The following is a 17,323-nucleotide window of genomic DNA, read 5'->3' as shown; positions in this document are numbered from 1 at the left end:
GTCGGCGTCAGGAGTGTGGCGGGCGTGGACGTCAGCCCGGCCAGCGGGCGGTGATGTCGGCGGGCGGCTCGCCCTCACCGGCCCAGAACGTCGCGCCCTCGGCGTCGACCACCACCACCCGGGGGGTCCGGGCGTGTCCCCAGGCGATCGCGTCGGCCGGGTCGGACCAGGTCGGCGCCTCCTCCAGGATGCCCGGCTCGACCGGTTCGCCGGCACCGCCGGACCGCTCCCAGTAGCCGGTCCACACCTGCTCGCCACCGGCGATGTCCGGGTGGACGAAGACGGTGCCGCGGCCCCGCCAGGCGGCCAGCCCGACGGGCACCGAGGGGATCGAGGGCCGGGCCGCCGCCGTCAGGTCGTCGGCACCGAACGCGTGCGGGAGCAGGTCGGACATCCGCAGCGGGGCGGGCCGGGCCTCGATCAGGCAGTCCGGCCCGCCGTGTTCCCAGAGCAGTTGCCGACAGCGGCCGCACGGCATGAGCGGCTCGCCGTCGCCGCCGACGCAGGACAGCGCGACCAGCCGGCCGCCGCCGCTGGCGTGCAGCGCCGACACCACCCCGCACTCGGCGCAGAGCACCACCCCGTACGCGGCGTTCTCGACGTTGCAGCCGACGACGATCCGGCCGTCGTCGACAAGGGCGGCCGCCCCGACCGGGAACTTCGAGTACGGCGCGTAGGCGTTTGCCATCGCGGCGACGGCGGCGTCCCGCAGCCGGCTCCAGTCGATCTCCATGGTCACGTCGTCCATCCTGCCCTGCTCCGGCCGGTGCGGCTGGCACCGGGCCGGATCACCCCTTGATGTACGGCTTGCCGTCGGCGGCCGGCGCCCGCACCCGGCCGACCAGACCGGCGACGGCGAGGATCGTCGCGAGGTAGGGCAGCATCGCCAGGAACTGGCTGGGGATGATGCTGTTGATCGCGCCGAGGTAGGCGCCGAGCTGGTCGGCGAAGCCGAAGAACAGCGCGGCGAGCAGGGCTCCGGTCGGGCTCCACCGGCCGAAGATCAGCGCGGCGAGGGCGATGAAGCCCTTACCGCCGATCATGTTCTTGGTAAAGGAGTAGAGCAGCAGCGTGTACGAGGCACCGCCGATACCGGCGACCATGCCGGCCAGCAGGACGTTGCGGTAACGCAGCCCCAGTACCCGGATACCGAGGGTGTCGGCGGCGGTCGGGTGCTCGCCGACCGACCGGGTGCGCAGCCCCCAGCGGGTCCGGAAGAGCGCGACCTGGAGGACGACCACCAGGATCAGTGCCAGGTAGAGGAAGATGTTGCCGCGGAAGAGCGCGGGCCCGATGACCGGGATGTCGGACAGCAGCGGGATCTCCCAGGTGCCGAAGTGCGGCGGCTGGTTGTATTCCTGCTGATTGGTCTGCATCAACCGCTCGTAGAGGAAGCCGGTCAGGCCGATCGCGAAGAGGTTCAGCACGACGCCCACGACGACCTGGTCGACGAGGTAGCGGATCGAGAAGACGGCGAGCAGCAGCGAGATGAAGGCGCCGCCGAGCGCCGCCGCGATCAGGCCGATCCAGACGCTTCCGCTCATCGTGCCGATCAGGGCGCCGGCGAAGGCACCCATCAGCAGCTGGCCCTCGATCGCGACGTTGACCACGCCGGACCGCTCGCACAGCACGCCGGCGAGCGCGCCGAAGATCAGCGGCAGGGCGAGCAGGAACGTGCCGCGGACCATGTTGACCATCGGCATGAAGTTCTGGCCGGGCGGTGCGTCGGAGATCTGCCAGCACAGGAACGACAGGACCAGCCCGACGATGCCGACGCCGAGGGCCCACAGGAACCAGCGCTGGTCGAGGCCGGCGAGCAGCGCGGCCCCGGCCGCCGCCGCGATGATCCCGAAGAGGATCGCGCCGAGCGTGCCGCCGATCTCCAGCGCCGCGCCGCCGGAGTCCTCGCTGAGGGTGAAGCGGGCGGACTGCTCGGTGGCCAGGCTGCCGAAGATGATCGCGGCGAGCACCCCGGCGACGAGCAGCCCCAGGCCGACCTTTCGGGCCTTGGTCCAGAAGCCGGTCGCCACGGTCACCTTGGCCATGTCCTGTGCGGTCGTCGTGGACACGCCGCTCACCAGCCCTTCGCCATGCTCGTCTGGAGCCGCGCGGCCCGGGCGGCCCGAAGCTGGAAGATCGCCTTCACCAGGGCCGGCGCGGCGATGAAGATGACGATCAACGCCTGGAGGACGGTCACGAGTTCGAGCGAGATGCCCGCGAAGGACTGCATGGTGTTGCCGCCGGCGCGCAGCGCGCCGAAGAGCAGCGCGGCCAGCAGGACTCCCCATGGTTTGACCCGACCGAGCAGCGCGACCAGGATGCCGTCGAAGCCGATCTGGGCGACGACCAGGGCGGTCAGCGCGTTGGCGGTGGAGCCGACGACCATGTTCGCGCCGCCGAGGCCGGCGAGCGCACCGGCGATGACCATGATCATGACGTACGTGCCGGTGACGCTGATGCCGGCGGTGCGGGCGGCGTCCGGGTTGGCGCCGACGGCACGCAGTTCGAAGCCGAATGTCGACCGGTTGAGCAGCCAGGCCACCCCGGCGGTCACGGCGACCGCGACGATGATGCCGGCGTGCACCCGCAGGTCGTCACCGAGCAGCCGGGGCAACTGCGCGGACGGGTCGACCGGCCGGCTGATCGCGTCGGTACGGTCCGGGTTCTGCACCCCGCGCTGCACGATGAGCCAGCCGAGGAAGTACATCGCCACGTAGTTGAGCATGATCGTGTTGATCACCTCGTGGGCGCCGGTGCGCGCCTTGAGGAAGCCGGGGATGAAACCCCAGATCGCGCCGCCGAGCGCACCGGCGAGCAGGGCCACGATCAGGTGGACCACCGGCGGCAGCGGCAGCAGGAAGCCGGCGAGCCCGGCAAGGACCACGCCCATGATCGCCTGGCCCTGGGCACCGATGTTGAACAGGCCGCCCCGGAAGGCGAGCGCGACCGACAACCCGGTGAAGACCAGCGGGGTGGTGTAGGTCAACGTCTCGGAGATCGGCGCGAAGACCGGCTTCCAGCCGCCGTCGCCGCTGATCCACGCGCTGATCGCGCCCGGGTCGAAGACCGCGCCCTTGAACAGGCTCGAGTACGCCTCGCTGACCAGGATCCAGCTCTCGGTGAACGCGTCGCTGGGCCGGGCGAAGATGTAGCTGTACGTCGCCAGCACGTCCGGGTCGGAAACGATGATCAGCACGGCGCCGATCAGCAGGGCCAGCACCACGGCGAGCACGGTGACGGTGAAGGTGTTGGCCGCCCAGAGGTTGTGCAGGAAGAGCTGGCCGAGGGATTCGCGCCCGCCGTCGGGCTTGCCTTTGGCGTCGCCGGCCGGCTCCACCGCGCCGGTCCGCTCCGTCTTGGCGAGTTCCGGCTCGACCGCCGGCGTCTTGTCCGGCGAGGGAGGGCTACTTTCGCTCATGCCGATTCCTTATTCACGGGGGCGTCGTCGCCCGCGTCCGGCGTGATGCCGGCCATCAGCAGGCCGATCTCCTCACGGGGGGTGTCCGGGCCGACGATCGCCAGGATCCGGCCGCGGTACATCACCGCGATCCGGTCGGCGAGCCCGATGACCTCGTCGAGTTCGCTGGAGACCAGCAGTACGGCCGTGCCGGTGTCCCGCTCGTCGACGATCCGGCGGTGGATGAACTCGATCGAGCCGACGTCGACGCCGCGGGTCGGCTGGGCGGCGATGAAGAGCTTGAGCGGGCGGGACAGTTCCCGGGCGACGATCACCTTCTGCTGGTTGCCGCCGGACAGCGTGCCGACGGTCGCCTCGGCCGACGACGTACGCACGTCGAACTGCTCGATCCGCTCCCTGGCCGAGGCGGCGATCGCGTCGGGCCTGAGCGCGAGGCCGGCGGCGAAGGGCGGCCGGTCGTAGATGTCGAGCACCAGGTTCTCGGCGACGGAGAACTCCTTGACCACGCCGTCGACGCTGCGGTCCTCCGGCACGTAGCCGACCCCGGCGCGGAGCACCTTCTTGGTCGACCAGCCGTCGGTGCGCTGCCCGTCGAGGCTGATCGTCCCGGCCCGGACCGGGCGCAGGCCCATGATCGCCTCGATCAGTTCGGTCTGGCCGTTGCCCTGTACGCCGGCGATGCCGAGCACCTCGCCGCCGCGGACGGTCAGGTCGACGCCGTCGACGACCCGGGTCTGCCGGTCGTCGTCGACGACCAGGCCCTCGACCTCGAGGACCGCTCCGGCCGGCTGCGCCGGGGTCTTCTCGACGGTCAGGGTGACGTTGCGGCCGACCATCAGCGCGGCCAGTTCGTCGCGGCTGGCGTCGGGGGTGGCGGTGCCGACCGTACGGCCGCGCCGGATCACCGTGATCCGGTCGGCGATGGCCTTGACCTCGCCGAGCTTGTGGGTGATGAAGACGATCGACTTGCCCGCTTCCTTGAGCGAGCGCATCACGGCGAGCAGTTCCTCGGTCTCCTGCGGGGTGAGCACCGCCGTCGGTTCGTCGAGGATGAGCAGGTCGACCTCGCGGGTGAGGGCCTTGACGATCTCGACCCGCTGCTGGATGCCGACCGGCAGGTCCTCGATCACCGCGTCCGGGTCGACCTGGAGGCCGTAGCGGGTGGAGACCTCGGTGACCTGGCGACGGGCCCGGCGCTGGTCGAGGAGGCCGAGGAGGCCGCCGCGCACCTGTTCGGCGCCGAGCATGACGTTCTCAGCGACGGTGAAGACCGGCACGAGCATGAAGTGCTGGTGCACCATGCCGATGCCGGCGTTGATCGCGTCGCGGGGGCTGCGGATCTGGATCGGCTTGTCGTCGACCAGGATCTCGCCCTCGTCGGGCTGGAGCAGGCCGTAGAGGACGTTCATCAGGGTGGACTTGCCGGCGCCGTTCTCACCGAGCAGCGCATGGATCTCGCCGGGCTCGATGGTCAGGTCGATGTGGTCGTTGGCGACCAGGTCACCGAAGCGCTTGGTCATGCCGCGCAGTTCGAGTCTCAGCGGAGCCTCCTGACGAACGTGCGACCCGGATCCGGACCGGGCCTCGGGCAGGACGCCCCCACATACGGGCGGGTGTGCCCGCGGGCGGGGGCGCCTGGTGTTCATACGCCGTGCCGGACCCCTCGGTGGTCGTCACCCGGGGGATCCGGCACGGTGTCGCGCGAAACTAGTCGACCGTCGGCTGGGCGGCCGAGGTGACCTTGATGGTGCCGGCGATGATGTCCGCCTTGACCTTCTCGACCTCGGCCTTCAGCTCGGCCGGGACCTTGCTGTCGAACTCGTGGTACGGCGCGATCGAGACGCCGTTGTTCTCCAGCGTGCCGAGGTAGCCCGGGGTGCTGGCGAGGGTCTCGCCGTTGGCGCCCTTGACCACCGCGTCCTTGACCGCGTCCGAGATGTTCTTGACGACGGTGGTGAGGAAGGTGGAGCAGTACTGCTGGGCGCTCTCGCAGCCGTCGACGTCGACCCAGATCACGCTGTAGGCGCCGTTGGCGGCCTGTGCGGCGGCGGCGGTGCCGAGCCCGGCGCCACCGGCGACCGGCATGATCACGTCGGCGCCCTGGGCGACCAGGGTGTCACCGACCTTCTTGCCCTCGTCCTGCTTGACGAAGTCGTTGGTGAACGAGCCGTTCTGGCTGGCCTTGTCCCAACCCAGCACCTGGACGTTGGCGCCCTTGACCTGGTTGTAGTGCGCGACGCCGTCGGCGAAGCCGTCCATGAAGATCGTCACCGGCGGGATCTTCATGCCGCCGTAGGTGCCGACCTTGCCCGCCTTGGAGTAGCCGGCGGCCAGGTAGCCGGCGACGAACGCCGCCTGGGCGGTGTCGAACTGCATCGGGAAGGCGTTGGTCGCCTCGATCTTGGCGTCGACGATGCCGAACTGCTGGCCGGCGTTGGCCGCCGCGACCTTCTGCGTGGCCTCGCCCATCAGGCCGCCGACCGCCAGGATGAAGTTGCAGTCCTGGTTGACGTACTGGGTCAGGTTGGGCTCGTAGTCGGCCTCGGCGGTGGAGGCGACGTACTTCGGGTCGACGCTCGAGTTCTCGCTCGCCGCCCCCTGGAGGCCGGCCCACGCCGAGGCGTTGAAGGAGCGGTCGTCGATACCGCCGACGTCGGTGACCATGCAGGCGGTGTACTTCTCGGCGGCGCTGCCGCCCTCGTTGTCGTTGTCCTCCGGTGCCTCACCGCATGCGGCGGCGCCCAGGGTCAGCCCGCCCACCGCGACGAGCGACACGATCCGCATCCCACGCACAGAGCGCAAGACGGTCTCCTTCCATTGCACACCGCTCACGTCTGCGGTGAATCCACGGACGGGAGCGTACGCGCGCGCCCGCCCAACGGCCGACAATCGTGCACGACTGTTGAGGGCTCGTTACCCTCGCGTAACTCTGTCGTGCGCGAGCCGACCTTCCGCCGTTACCACCGTCACCCTAACGACCTGCCCAAACGATCGTTTGCCCCTTTTGTCACCCGCCGGCGACTACCGCCAGAAGACCGCCACAGCGGCGTTGACCAGCGTGAGGCCGATGATCGCCAGGAAGTGCCCCTTGTTGACCGTCTCCCGCTTGCGGGCGAAGAAGACCATCGCGAAGATCATCAACCCGAGCACCAGTTTGATAACAAGCTTCGCGGGGGCCGGCTCGGCACCGTCGCGCAGCGGCGCGGACAACCCGATGCCGGTCAGCACCTGGATCGCCGCACCCCAGAGCATCGCCTTATTGATCCGGATCTTTCCGGACAGATACTGCACCGCCGCGCCACCGAGCAGCAGCGCGAACCCGATCAGATGGACATACACCAGCACGAGACGAAGAGCTTCCACGCCGCTCATCCTCCCCTACCCCACGTCGCAGCCTTGATCCGCCGCCCTGATCCGCCCGGCGGGCGGCGGTGCGGCTATGCCCGCGCGAGCAGCGTGGCCCGGTCGATCGGGTCGATCCCGGTGCTGGGCACGGTGCACGCGTGCGCCCCGGCGACCGCGCCGTACCGCAGGCAGGTGTCGACCGGCTCGCCGGCCAGACGGCCGAAGAGGAAGCCGGAGACGAACGCGTCACCGGCCCCGTTGGAGTCCACGACCGGCGCCACCGGCCCGGCCGCCGCGAAGGGGCGTACCCGGTCCTCGCCGCGCACCAGGGCGTAGCCGCCCTCGGCCCCGGCGGTGGCGACCACGACCTCGGCCCGGCCCCGGTCGATGATCCGGCGCAGCGTCGCCGGGCCGTCGGCCAGCGCGGTCGCGGAGACGAAGACCACGTCGGCGGCGTAGGCGAACGCCTCGTGGTAGGGGTTTTCGCCGTCCCAGTTGTGCAGGTCGGTGGAGACCAGCGCCGGTGCGCCGGCCAGCAGGGGCAGGGCGTGCTGGCAGGGGTGGGTGATCGAGACGTGCACCAGCCGGACGCTGGCCGCGTACGCCGCGACCAGGTCCGGGGGCAGCCGGTCGGCGTCGCTGCCCCGGGGGTCGTACAGCGACAGCCGCCGGCCGGCCGGGTCGACGAGGTTCACCGCCCGCTTGGTGCCGGCCTTCGTGGGCACCGCGTGCAGCGGTACGCCGTACGCCTCGTGCAGCGCCCGGACCAGGTCCCCCTCCCGGTCCTCGCCGAGTACGTCGATGTGCGCGGTCCGCAGTCCGAGCGCCCGCAGCCCCACCGCCACGTTGTCGCCGGTCTGTCCCGCGCGCGGCTCGATCGCGGGCACCATGTAGCTGTCCCGCAGGGGCAGCGGCAGCTCTGGTACGTAGACGATGGTGTCGACGCCGGCGCCACCGAGCACCAGCACGTCGCTGTCGTCAGGCAACTGATCTCCTTCAGGCAAGGGTGAGGATGTAGGCGACCCGCTGGGCCGGGTCGAGTTCGATCTTCTGGGTACGGCCCCAGAGCCACCGCCGCCGGTCGACCTCGTCGAGCAGCTCGTAGTCGGTGCGGTCGTCCGGGGCCGGGGTACGGCGGTCGAGGGCGCCCGGGTCCAGGGCTCGCGGGTCCAGCGTCAGCAGCCCGCGCTCGACCGCGTACGGGTTGAGCGTGACGACGCAGATCACCGTGTCCCCGGTCGCCGGGTCGATCTTCGAGTAGGCGATCAGCGCCTCGTTGTCGACGTCGTGGAAGCGCAGCGTCCGCAGCTGTTGCAGGGCCGGATGCGCCCGCCGGATCCGGTTCAGCGTGGTCAGCCACGGCTCCAGCGACCGGCCGGCGGCCCGGGCGGCGGCGAAGTCGCGGGCCCGCACCTGGAACTTGTCGGAGTCCAGGTGTTCCTCGCTGCCCGGCCGCCGCGCGGCGTCCTCGAACAGCTCGTAGCCGGTGCAGATCCCCCAGCTCGGCGACAGGGTGGCGGCCAGGGTGGCCCGGATGGCGAACATCGCCGGTCCGCCCTGTTGCAGATGCGCGGGCAGCACGTCGTGCGTCGTCGGCCAGAGGCTGGGGCGCAGCCCGGCTTCGAGTTCGACCAGCTCCTCGCCGAACTGGACCAGCTCCCTCTTGCCGGTCCGCCAGGTGAAGTAGGTGTACGTCTGGCTGAACCCGAGCCGGGACAGCCCGCGCTGTACGGCGGGCCGGGTGAACGCCTCGGCCAGGAAGAGCACGTCGGGGTACGCCGCCTTGGTGTCCCAGATCAGCCGGGCCCAGAAGTCGACCGGCTTGTTGTGCGGGTTGTCGACCCGGAAGATCCGCACCCCGCGGTCGATCCAGTGCCGCAACACCCGGGAGATCTCCGCGAAGAGCCCCTCGGGGTCGTTGTCGAAGTTCAGCGGGTAGATGTCCTGCCACCGGCGCGGCGGGTTCTCGGCGCATGCGATCGAGCCGTCCGGCCGGGTGGTGAACCACTGCGGATGCGCGGTGACCCACGGGTGGTCGGGCGCGCAGTGCAGGGCGAGGTCCATCGCCACCTCCAACCCCAGTTCGCCGGCCGCGGCCACGTACGCGTCGAAGTCGGCCGGCGTGCCGAGCTGCGGCGCGATGCTGTCGTGGCCACCGTCGGCCGACCCGATCGCCCACGGGCAGCCCGGTTCGTCGGGGCCCGCGGTCGGGCTGTTGTTGCGTCCCTTGCGGGCGACCGTGCCGATCGGGTGCACCGGGGTGAGGTAGACGACGTCGAAGCCCATCGCGGCGATCCGGGGCAGGTCGGCGGCGGCCGTCCGCAGGGTGCCGTGGACGGGCTCGCCGTCCGGGCCGAGGCCGCCGGTCGACCGGGGAAAGACCTGGTACCAGGCGCTGAACTGGGCACGCGGGCGGTCGACGTACACCTCGTGGTCGGCGCCGGTGGTGAACAGTTCGCGGGTCGGGTAGCGGTCGAGGACGGCGGACACCTCGGCGCCGAGCGCGGCCGCCGCCCGGCCGGCCGGAGTCCGGCCCGCGTCGCGCAGCAGCGCGGCGGCCTCGGCACAGGTGCCGGCCGCGACCGGGTCCCGATCGGCGTTGGCCCGGGTCGCGGCGGCGTCCAGCAGCCGGGCACCGAGTTCGAGGTCGTTGTCGAGTTCGGCGGCCGGCAGGCCGGCTGCCGTCTTCGTCCGTACGGCCCGACACCAGTTGAGCCACGGGTCGTGCCACGCCTCGATGTGGAAGCCGGCCCGGCCGACCCGGTCCGGCACGACGGTCGCCGTCCAGGTGTCCCGGCCGGCGTCCAGCACGGCCATCGGGACCCGGACCGGGGCGGCGTCGCCGGGGCCGCGCCAGACCGCCGCGACGGACAGCACGGTGTGTCCCTCGCGCCAGACGGTGGCCCGCAGCGGCAGGCACTCCCCCACGACCGCCTTGGCGGGGTGCCGGCCGCCGTCCACGACCGGCGTGACCGCCTCGATCACGATCCGGGCGGTCATCGCGGACCGCTCCGGACGAGCACCCGTACGCCGAAGCCGTCGACGTCGACCTCGGGCGGGCCGCCGGCGTACCCGGGGTCGAGGGCGTCGACCCACGACCCAGCGGTCTCCAGGACGGCCCGGCGGGGCTCGTCGGCCGTGTTCAGCACCACGATCACCTCCTCGTCGCCGTGGATCCGGCTGAACGCGTAGACGCCGGGTCCGTCCGGGTCCGACCGGCGGACGATCTGATCGCCGCGGCGCAGGGCGACGAACCGGCGCCGTACGTCGATCAGCGTCCGGGTCCAGCGGAACATCGCCGAGCCGGTGTCGAACCGGTCGCCGGCCGAACTCGCCGAGACGAAGCGGCCGGCGGCGAACATGTCCTCGCGGTTGCGCGGCGACGCCCGGTCGGCCGAGCACTCCCGCTCCAGCCGCCGGGTGGGCTGGCGGAAGCCCTGCTCGGTGCCGTAGTAGAGCATCGGGATGCCGATCGAGAACATCAGGAACGCCAGCGCCACCCGCAGCCGGCCGTCGGGTTCGCCGTCGCGCAGGAACCGGTAGACGTCGTGGTTGTCGATGAACCGGACCAGTCGGGGCAGGTACGGGCCGAAGGCGTCGGCGGCGGTCGCCAGGCTGTCGGCCAGGTCGCGGGTCGGTGCCGCGCCGTGCAGCGCCCAGCTCTGCCGGCGGTACTCGGGGTAGTTGTAGGCGCTGTCGAACCCGAGCCCGAGGCTGTCGACGATCGGGCCGTCGGCGGTGCTCGAGTATTCGCCGAGGACGAGCAGGTCGTCCTTGCCGGTCGCGGCGGCGAACCCCTTCAGGTCGGCGGTCAGTTCACGGACGAAGTCCGGGTCGAGGTGGCGGATGGCGTCGAGGCGTACCCCGTCGGCGTCGGTCTCCCGCAGCCACCACCGGGCGATCCGGGCGAGCAGCGCCCTGGTCGCCGGGTTCTCGGTGGCCAGCCGCCGGTAGCCGGGCGGGAAGTCGCCGAGCGCGGCGTGGTCGGGGTCCTTCCAGTCGGCGATCTGGCCGCGCCGGGAGAAGTGCTCGGGTACGGCGAGTTCGACGGGCTTGAAGTCGACCGTCCACGCACCGATCGGCGCCGGGTGGGCGGCCCCCTTCCAGCCGTCGTCGCCGCCTTCGTACTCGAAGATCCGGGCGGCGTGGTTGACGACCAGGTCGAGCACCACCCGGATGCCGCGCCGGTGCGCCTCGTCGACCAGTTCGCGCAGGTCGGCGAGGCTGCCGAGGTACGGGTCGACGGCCAGCAGGTGCACCGGCGCGTAGCCGTGGTAGCTGTCCGGGGTGGTCCGGGTGACCGGCGACAACAGCAGCGTGGTGACGCCGAGGTCGCGCAGGTAGTCCAGCCGACCGGTGACGCCGGACAGGGTGCCGCCGTGCCGGGAGTCGCCGTCGGCCGGGTCGCCGTACCCGACCGGCCGCGGCCCGGCCTCGAACCGGTCGATCAGGATCGAGTAGAGGACCTCGTCCCGCCAGTCGGCCGGCGACGGGTGGCCGGGCCGGTCGGGCGTCACGGTCAGGCCGGCGAGCGTGTCGGGCGGTGCACCGGGGTCGCCGGCCGGCGACCCCGGTGCGCGGCGGCCGGTGGTCACCCGGCGGCCCGCCCGGTGCCGGCCGGGCCGCCGATCCGCCACACCCGCAGTGCGGGCCCGTCACCGGGCAGGGTGACCGTCCCATCCACAGCGGACAGATCAGCCGCGTCGTGGAGACCGGCCAGCGGCGCGTCGAGCGGCAGTTCGATCGGCCCGGTCGTCGACCGGACCGCGGCGACCAGCAGCGACTGCGCCGCCGTCTCCCGCACGAACACGATGGCGTCGGCGCCGACGTGCAGCCAGCGCAGGCCGCCGTCGCGCAGCGCCGGCTCGGTCGTCCGCAGCCGGATCAGGTCCTGGTACGACTTGAACAGCACGTCGTCGCGGTCCTCGGGCCGCTGCCACGGCATCGGGGTCCGGGCGTGCTCGCCGTTGCGCCCGGTCAGCCCCCACTCGGCGCCGCCGCAGACCATCGGGGTGCCCGGCAGCGTCATCTGCAGGCCCAGGCCGACCAGGTGCCGTTCGCGGGAACCGACGACGGTGCGGAACCGGGGTACGTCGTAGGAGTCCAGCAGCTGCCACGAGTGGACCAGCGACCGCCACGAGACCTGGGCGGCGAAGGCCCGCATGGTGGTTACGACGCTGTCGCCGTCCCGGCGGGGCACCCCGCCCGGTACGCCGATGAAGTCGGGCAGGTCGAGCCCGTCGGCGCGCAGCCAGGTCCACACCGGACGCGTGAACCCGGCGTGGTTCATCGTGCCCTGCCAGCCGTCGGCGTCGAGGTCGCCGGTGGAGTCGTGGGTGTGCTCGGCGATCAGCATCGCCTCCGGCGTCCGCGCCACGACCTCGCGGCGCAGACCGGCGGCGATCTCCCGGGTGTCCTCCTGCGCGCCGAACCGGCCGGTCATGTTGGCCACGTCGACCCGCCACCCGTCGTACACGTCGAGCCAGCGGCGCATGACGGCACCGACCCGGTCGTGGACCAGCGGGCTGGTCCAGTTGAGCTTGGGCAGGCTGGGTACGCCGTACCAGGCCTCGTAGCCGCCGTCGGCGTCGAAGTAGAACATCGCCCGTTCCGGCGCGTCGGGGTCGGCCTGCGCGGCCTGGAACCACTCGTGGTCGTCGCCGCAGTGGTTGGTGGTGATGTCGCCGATGAGCCGCATCCCGCGGGCGTGTACGGCGTCGGCGAGCCGGCGGAGCGCCTCGTCGCCGCCGAGGAGCGGGTCGACCAGGTCGAAGCTGGTCGCGTTGTAGCGGTGGTTGGACCGGGCCGGGAACACCGGCCGCAGGTAGATGGTGTTGGCGCCCAGCGCCTGGATGTGGTCGAGGTGTTCGACGATGCCGTCCAGGTCGCCGCCGAAGAACTGCAACGGCGTCGGCGGCCCCTGGTAGATCACCGGGTCGGTGTCCCAGTCGCAGGGGATCGCCCAGTCGGGCAGGGTGGCCGGGTCGAGCGGTCCGGCGGCCGTGGACCGGGCGAACCGTTCCGGGAAGACCTCGTAGACGACGGCGTCGGCCATCCAGTCCGGCGGCGGGGCGTAGCTGACCAGACGGAAGTCGGTGCGGTCCGGTACGTCGTGGTCGACCACGCCGGCCGCGGTCAGCCACAGCGGCGCCCCGGTGGCCCGTTCGAGATAGAAGCGGTAGCTGGTGACCGGGTTCTCCGCGGTCACCTCGACCTGCCACCAGGTGTCGCCGGCGCCGTAGCCACTCACGGTCGACCCGGTGCGCTCCGGGTCGACCGCCGCCGGGTGGAAGACCGGCTCACCGTTGGCGACGACGCGGACGTGTACCGCGGTGACGTCGGCGGCCACCGGTACCCGGACCCGGACGGTCACGGTCTGGCCGAGGGCGGGCGCGGACTCCGAGACGTACAGCGGCGAGCCGTCGTGGTGCGGCAGGTGGAGCAACTGCATGGGATTCCTCACGGTCGTGGTTCGGTTCGGTTCGATTCGGATCGGGTCGGGTGGCACCGGCGCGTCGGTCAGTCGGCCAGGCGCCACACCTGGAAGGTGGGGCCGTCGCCGGACAGCGGGTCGCCGGGCGCGAGGTCGGGCGCGCCGCCGTAGATGTTGTCGGCCGCCCCGATCCCGGGCAGCCGCAGCGGTTCGGACACCGGCCGCCGGGCGGCCAGGACCAGCAGTCGTTCGTCGGCGGTCTCCCGCAGGAAGGCCAGCCGGTCGGTGCCGACGTGCAGGAACCGCAGGCCGCCGTGGCGGAGCGCGGACTGCTTGCGGCGCAGCGCCAGCAGATCGGTGTAGACGGCCAGCAGCCGGTGGTCCCAGCGGGTCCGGTCGTGCCACGGGATGGTGCGCCGGCCGTCCTCGGGCCAGGTGCCGGACAGGCCGACCTCGTCGCCGTAGTAGACCATCGGGGTGCCGGGCAGGGTCGCCATCAGCCCGACGCCGACCTCGACCAGGCCGGCCGAGTTGCCGGCCAGCGTCCGGAACCGGGGCGTGTCGTGCGAGTCCAGCAGCGACCAGGAGGTGGTCAGGCTGCGCCAGGACATCCGGGCCGCGAAGGCCCGCATCGTCGCCACCATCGCCGTCGCCGGCAGGCGCGGCACCCCGACCGGTACGCCGAGGAACGGCAGCGGCTCGGTGGTCAGCCAGGTCCAGACGGGCCGGGTGAAGCCGGCGTAGTTCATCGTGCCGTGCCAGCCGCCGGCGTCGAGGTCGCCGGTGGCGTCGTGGGCGTTCTCGGCGAGCAGCAGGGCGTCCGGCCGGCTGCGGGTCATCGCGGCGAGGATGCCACGGGCGACCTCGTGCGTGTTGTCCTCGGCGATCCGCCGGCCGGTGGTGTTGGCGACGTCGATCCGCCAGCCGTCGAGGCCGGCTTCGAGCCAGCGCCGGACGACCGAGTCGGGGCCGTCGAGGAACCGCCGGCGCAGTTCGGCCGAGGTCCAGTTGAGCTTGGGCATCCGCCTGACGCTGACCCAGGTCTCGTAGCCGAATTCGAGGTCGTCGTCGAAGTAGTAGAGGTCGCGGTGCCGGCCGGCGAGCGCGTCGCGGAACCAGTCGTGCCGGTCGCCGGTGTGGTTGGTGGTGAGATCGCCGATCACCCGCATCCCCCGGCTGTGGGCGGCGTCGGCCAGCCGGCGCAGCGCCGCGTCGCCGCCGAGCAGCGGGTCGACCCGGTCGAACGTGGTCGGGCAGTAGCGGTGGTTGGCCGGGGCCGGGAAGAACGGGGTCAGGCAGATGGTGTCGGCGCCGACGGAGGCGATGTGGTCGAGCCGGTCCGCGATGCCGTCCAGGTCGCCGCCGTAGATCTCGCGGGGGCGGTCGGGGCCGTCGCCGGAGACCGGGTGGTCCCAGTCGCGGGCAACGGCCCAGTCCGGCAGCTGCCGGTCGGCGGCGGCGGCCGAGCGGGCGAACCGGTCCGGGAAGATCAGGTAGACCGTCGCGTCGGCCGCCCAGTCCGGTGGGGCATGGCCGCAGACGATCCGGAAGTCGGTGTCGTCGCCGACGTCGTGCGGGAACACGCCGGCCGCGGTGAGCCAGCGGTAGCCGCCGGGCCCGTCGAGCAGGAACCGGTAGCGGGACACCGGGTTGCGCAGCGGCAGGCGTACCCGGAACCAGCGTTCGCCGGTCCGGGCGGCGAGCGGGCGGGCGTCGGTGGCGGCGACGAACCGGGGTTCCCGGTCGAAGGTCCAGCGGGCCCAGACCCGGTCGACGCCGGCGTCCGTGGACGCCCGGACGTACACGTCGGTCGTGCCGCCGAGCACCGGTGCGCGGTCGGGTACGTACAGGGCGGACCCGTCGTGATGGATCATCGTTTTCCTTTACGTGGTGCGGCCGGTGGCCGCCGCCCGGTCCGGGCGGCGGCCACCGGGTCGATCAGTACTGCCAGTTCGTGGTGGAGCTACCCGTGCCGGAGCACGGCACGGTATAGCTCTTGTTCGCGCCGTTCTCCCAGGTGACCGCCCCACCGGAGGTGATCTTCAGGAACTTGAACTGCACCGTCGAGCAGGCCGGCAGGCTGACCACGGTGTTCCAGTTCGGATAGTTCGGGGCGAGCATCGGGCCGATCGCCACGCTCTTGCTGCTCGACCAGTTGCCGAGTTCGTGGATGCTGCCGGAGAGGTAGATGTTGTCGCCCCATCCGGTCGGTGAGGCGTTGTTGACCGTGAACTTCACCGGTATCTGCGCTCCCCCGACCACCTGCACCTGGTAGGCGTTGCTGGTGCCGCCCGAGGTGGTCACGGTGACCGGCCGCAGGCCGGCGGTCACCCCGGCCGGTACGGTCGCCACGACCCGGTTCGGCGACCAGCTCACGGTCGTCGCGTTGACCCCGTTGACCTTGACGGTGCCGCTGGCGCCGAAACCGCGCCCCTCGACAGTGATCTTGTGGCCCGGCCGGGTCAGGGTCGGGCCGACACTGCCGACGGTCGGCGCGGTCGGCTCGGCCGCCTTGTACGACCACACGCCGACCTGGCCGGCGCCGAGGCTGAACGGCGTCACCGGGTTGTTGCCGCCGGTGCCGCTGCCGACCGTGATGCCGCCCGCGCCCATCAGGCCGGTGAGCTGGTCGGTGTAGGTGCCGGCCGGCAGTGCGGTGTTGAGGCCGGTGAGCGAGACCGCGCCGCCCCCCTTGTTGATCGCGGTCAGCACCACGTCGTTGAAGTAGCGGCGCTCGTAGACGTACACGTCGTTGTTGATCCAGCGGCTCTGGTGCGTGCCCCAGGACAGCGCCGGCTGGTTCTGCCGCAGCGTCGAGAGCTTGTTGATCATCTGGTACGCCGTGGTGCCGGTGTTGAAGCCCGGCATCATCGGCCGGTTGTACGGGTCACCGCCGCCGGCGGTGTTGTTGTGCAGGTACTGCTCGGTGCCGTAGTAGACGCACGGCGTACCCCGGACGGTCATCATGAAGGCGAGCGCCTGGTGCAGCCGGTTCTGGTTGTTGTTCAGCGTCAGGAACCGCGACATGTCGTGGTTGTCGACGAAGGTGACCAGGTTCTCCGGGTAGCGGTAGTCGGTCGCCGTCTTGCTGATCGCCGCGTCGAGGTTGTGCATCGAGACGTTGGAGCCGAACGTCTCGCGCATCGAGATGTTGAGGTAGAAGTCCAGCACCGAGATGCCGCTCTCGTTGGCGAACCGGACGTTGTCGTCGTACAGCGGGTCGGTCTTGCTGCCGAGGTACCACTCACCGAACAGGAACGAGTCCTTGTTGGTCAGAAACCGGTCGGTCATCGAGCGCTGCCAGCCGGACGTCATGTGCTTGACCGCGTCGACCCGTACCCCGTCGACACCGCGGTTCATCCAGTAGTCGGCGGAGGTCTTGAGGTAGCTGTCGATCGTCGGGTGCTGCTGGTTCAGGTCGGCCAGGTCGGCGAGGTTCTTGTACTGGCTCTGGTAGCGGTCGTTGTAGTCGGTGATGCCGCCGTTGTGGTGGAAGTAGCCGTTGGTGTCGCCGGTCAGGCCACCCATCAGCGTGCCGTTGTCGTAGAGCCGGCCGTTCTCGGCGAAGCCCGAGTTGGACTCGTCCGCCGGCGAGGTGTGGTTCGGCGCCCAGTCCATGATCACCTTGATGCCCCGGGAGTGCGCGGCGGCGATCAACGCGTCGAACTCGGCGAGGGTGCCGAAGTGCTCCTCGGTCTTCTTGAAGTCCCGGGTCCAGTAGCCGTGGTAGCCGGCGTTGGGCACCCCACCGTAGGTGGCGGCCACGTCGATGTTGTCGACGTGCGGCGAGATCCAGATGGAAGTGACGCCCAGCCCCTGGAGGTAGTCGAGCTTCTGCTGGATGCCGGCGAAGTCACCGCCCCAGTAGAGCTTCCAGTTGGACTTGCCCGCGTCGTACAGGCCGGGGCTCTTGGCCGGGTTGTTGTTGCCGGTGTTGCCGTCGAAGAAGCGGTCGGTCGCGATCTGGTAGCACAGGTCGGATTTGAGGCTCGCCCGGTTGGTCACCGGGGCGTCGGCGCGGGCCACACCGGCCGGGCCGACCGTGGTCACGGCCAGGCTGGCGGTGAGCAGCGCGGCCAGGCGCCATGATCGTCTTGACAATGGGGGCTCCTTACTGCGACTACGGG

General features: G+C 71.4%; 11 protein-coding genes and 1 pseudogene. All 12 read right to left on the bottom strand.

The window, feature by feature from the left end:
* Positions 1 to 31 precede the first annotated feature (31 nt).
* Positions 32 to 733: a cytidine deaminase gene (locus Prubr_RS16410; protein WP_212828118.1), complete on the bottom strand. Its 702-nt coding sequence runs from the start codon at positions 731 to 733 to the stop codon at positions 32 to 34.
* 55 nt (positions 734 to 788) lie between these two features.
* Positions 789 to 2,045 (bottom strand): ABC transporter permease, encoded by a 1,257-nt coding sequence (locus Prubr_RS16405; RefSeq protein WP_212828117.1) that lies wholly within the window; start codon positions 2,043 to 2,045, stop codon positions 789 to 791.
* A 29-nt stretch (positions 2,046 to 2,074) separates the two neighbouring features.
* Positions 2,075 to 3,418 carry an ABC transporter permease gene (locus Prubr_RS16400; RefSeq protein ID WP_212826378.1) on the bottom strand — a complete coding sequence of 448 codons (1,344 nt, stop codon included), beginning with the start codon at positions 3,416 to 3,418 and terminating at the stop codon, positions 2,075 to 2,077.
* A complete protein-coding gene (locus tag Prubr_RS16395; RefSeq protein ID WP_246568742.1) occupies positions 3,415 to 4,938 on the bottom strand; it encodes an ABC transporter ATP-binding protein in 1,524 nt (507 codons plus the stop codon). The genes Prubr_RS16400 and Prubr_RS16395 overlap by 4 nt, the downstream gene beginning before the upstream one ends.
* 187 nt (positions 4,939 to 5,125) lie before the next feature.
* Complete coding sequence (locus Prubr_RS16390; RefSeq protein WP_212828116.1) at positions 5,126 to 6,202, bottom strand: BMP family lipoprotein; 1,077 nt, start codon at positions 6,200 to 6,202, stop codon at positions 5,126 to 5,128.
* 237 nt (positions 6,203 to 6,439) lie between these two features.
* A complete protein-coding gene (locus tag Prubr_RS16385) occupies positions 6,440 to 6,781 on the bottom strand; it encodes a hypothetical protein (RefSeq protein ID WP_212826374.1) in 342 nt (113 codons plus the stop codon).
* A gap of 15 nt (positions 6,782 to 6,796) precedes the next feature.
* Positions 6,797 to 7,749, bottom strand: a pseudogene (locus tag Prubr_RS16380) (adenosine kinase).
* Positions 7,750 to 7,759: 10 nt separating this feature from the next.
* On the bottom strand, positions 7,760 to 9,763 hold the full coding sequence (locus tag Prubr_RS16375) for a maltotransferase domain-containing protein (protein ID WP_212826370.1): 2,004 nt from the start codon (positions 9,761 to 9,763) through the stop codon (positions 7,760 to 7,762).
* A complete protein-coding gene (locus tag Prubr_RS16370) occupies positions 9,760 to 11,358 on the bottom strand; it encodes an alpha-amylase family glycosyl hydrolase (protein WP_212826368.1) in 1,599 nt (532 codons plus the stop codon). The genes Prubr_RS16375 and Prubr_RS16370 overlap by 4 nt, the downstream gene beginning before the upstream one ends.
* On the bottom strand, positions 11,355 to 13,214 hold the full coding sequence (locus tag Prubr_RS16365; RefSeq protein WP_212826366.1) for a glycoside hydrolase family 13 protein: 1,860 nt from the start codon (positions 13,212 to 13,214) through the stop codon (positions 11,355 to 11,357). The genes Prubr_RS16370 and Prubr_RS16365 overlap by 4 nt, the downstream gene beginning before the upstream one ends.
* 68 nt (positions 13,215 to 13,282) lie before the next feature.
* The gene (locus Prubr_RS16360) at positions 13,283 to 15,070 is read right to left on the bottom strand and encodes a glycoside hydrolase family 13 protein (RefSeq protein ID WP_212826364.1); all 1,788 of its coding nucleotides are present in this window, start codon (positions 15,068 to 15,070) and stop codon (positions 13,283 to 13,285) included.
* A 64-nt stretch (positions 15,071 to 15,134) separates the two neighbouring features.
* On the bottom strand, positions 15,135 to 17,297 hold the full coding sequence (locus tag Prubr_RS16355) for an alpha-amylase family glycosyl hydrolase (RefSeq protein WP_212826361.1): 2,163 nt from the start codon (positions 17,295 to 17,297) through the stop codon (positions 15,135 to 15,137).
* Positions 17,298 to 17,323 lie beyond the last annotated feature (26 nt).

The organism is Polymorphospora rubra (assembly GCF_018324255.1).
In the GTDB taxonomy this organism is placed as follows: Bacteria; Actinomycetota; Actinomycetes; order Mycobacteriales; family Micromonosporaceae; genus Polymorphospora; species Polymorphospora rubra.
Note: the sequence above shows the minus strand (reverse complement) of the source record. Positions and strands in the feature narration are given on the sequence as shown.